The following is a 2,236-nucleotide window of genomic DNA, read 5'->3' on the forward strand; positions in this document are numbered from 1 at the left end:
AACCCGAATCTTCTGTCGATCTTTCTTATCACTTGCATCTAACAGCTTTGGATAAAGCTATTGTAGAATCTATCATCGTCACCGACAATAAGAAGATTGGCACCGGACAAGCATCGTTGACCGGTGTTACCAAAGAATGATGTCATGAGAGCTCGTATGGTTCTACTTACATCGGCATCTGGCATTATTACCATAAAGTTCTTGGCACCGCCCTGAGCGATGACTCTCTTCCCTGTTTTGCCACACATCTCGTAGATATATTTCGCTGTAGGCGTGGAGGCGACAAAGGTTATACCTACAATACCCGGATGCTCTAGCATACCTGATACAATAACTCTTCCGCCATTGACTACATTCCACACACCTGGCGGGATACCGGCTTCATCTACCAACTCAGCTAGTCTCATTTGGGTGAGGGGAACTTCGCTGGAGGGTTTCATAACCACACAGTTTCCAGTAGCTACTGCATAGGGTGCTGACCAGAGTGGAATCATGAACGGGAAGTTGAATGGAGCTATTATGCCGAAAACTCCTAAGGGTGTTGGAATGAGCCACTCATCTACGTCGGTGGCGACATCCTCTGAAAAGTAGCCTTGCATGAATGTAGGAATCCCCGTAGCTACTTCTACATTTTCAATGCCACGCCTCGTTTCTCCTCTCGATTCATCTATTGTCTTGCCGTGCTCCTGTGTCTGGATTCTACTAAGTTCCTCAAAATTCTCCTCCAATAACTCTTTCAGTCTGAAGAGACACCTTGCCCTAGCCAGCGGAGTTGTTCTTCTCCAGTCAGGAAAAGCCTCCTGAGCTGCTTTTACTACGGCGTCTATCTCATCCTTGGTCGAAATTGGAACCTTAGCAATCGTCTTGTCCGTAGCTGGATTCACAACATCTTTGATCTCACCCTTGGATTCAACCCATTCTCCAGCGATAAAGTTTTTAATCAGTAATACTTCTTTTATCGGTTCTTCTAGGATTGCCATACTCTGCTAATTACCTCCTTCTACAGTTTTTCTTGATTTTCCGTACTCGTTAACTCCCATTTTCACTCTTTGAAGATCCAACTTGGCTGTTTCAAAAAGGAAGACGAAAGCACTCTAGATTGTGAGCTTCAGCTACCCCTTCATGGGTAAGCTTCCCATGCCATAGGTTGATACCTTTACGGATAGCCGGATCGATTTGAGCAGCTCTTTCTATTCCATGACTAGCCAGAGTCAGGACATACGGCAGGGTTGCATTGGCAAGCGCTCTGGTGGAAGTACGAGGAACAGCCCCAGGCATATTAGTAACGCAGTAATGGATAACCCCTTCCTCTATAAATACTGGCTCAGTGTAGGTGCACGGCCGACTAGTCTCACAGCAACCGCCTTGGTCAATAGAGACGTCAACAAGCACGCTTCCTTTCTTCATCTGCTTAAGGTGAGACCTGGTAATTAAGCGGGGTGTTTTCGCTCCAGGTACTAGAACAGCTCCTACAACCAAATCAGCCAGAGGCAAGATTTCGTCGAGGCATGAAATACTAGGGGCTCTCGTGATTAAACGCCCTTGGAAAATGTCATCCAGGTGAGCCATGCGCTGAAAGCTTTTCTCTACCACAATTACCTGTGCTCCCATCCCTACGGCGATCTTGGCAGCATTTGTCCCCACAACACCTCCTCCTAAGATGACCACACAGGCTGGCTCGACTCCTGGGACCCCTCCAAGAAGCACGCCCTCTCCTCCATAGACATGTTCCAGGTAAGTAGCACCGGCTTGAATGGAAAGCTTCCCGGCAATAGCACTCATAGGGGCCAAAAGAGGGAGACTTCCATCTTGAAGCTGGATTGTCTCGTAGGCAACACCAATGATCTCCCTTTCCAGGAGAGCTATAGTTAGTTGCTGATCAGCGGCCAGATGGAGATAGGCAAAAAGGATCTGGCCAGGACGCAGGAGAGGCAGCTCAGGTGCAAGAGGCTCTTTAACTTTTACAATCATATCGCTGCTCTCGTATACGTCCTGAGCCAGAGAAACAAGTTGAGCCCCTGCCTCCTGATACTCTTGGTCGGTAAAACCGCTTCCCTCCCCAGCCCCCTTCTCTACCAAGACCTCATGTCCTTCAAAAGTCAACTCCCGCACCCCTTCAGGAGTAAGGGCTACTCTTTGTTCATGACTCTTAATTTCTTTAGGTACGCCTATTTTCACCTTGGATCCCTCTATTCAGCCACTTGCGCCCAAAACAAAAATAACAAAACCTAGGCAA

Annotated in this window: 2 protein-coding genes; both read right to left on the bottom strand. The window is 47.7% G+C overall.

Annotated features, from left to right (window positions below; translation table 11 throughout):
• Positions 1-38: 38 nt before the first annotated feature.
• Complete coding sequence (locus tag HW443_RS10785) at positions 39-980, bottom strand: aldehyde dehydrogenase family protein (RefSeq protein WP_176231290.1); 942 nt, start codon at positions 978-980, stop codon at positions 39-41.
• 91 nt (positions 981-1,071) lie between these two features.
• A complete protein-coding gene (gene ald, locus HW443_RS10790; RefSeq protein ID WP_176235682.1) occupies positions 1,072-2,178 on the bottom strand; it encodes an alanine dehydrogenase in 1,107 nt (368 codons plus the stop codon).
• Positions 2,179-2,236: the final 58 nt, after the last annotated feature.

The sequence above is a fragment of the Candidatus Hakubella thermalkaliphila genome (assembly GCF_013281975.1).
GTDB lineage: Bacteria > Actinomycetota > Humimicrobiia > Hakubellales > Hakubellaceae > Hakubella > Hakubella thermalkaliphila.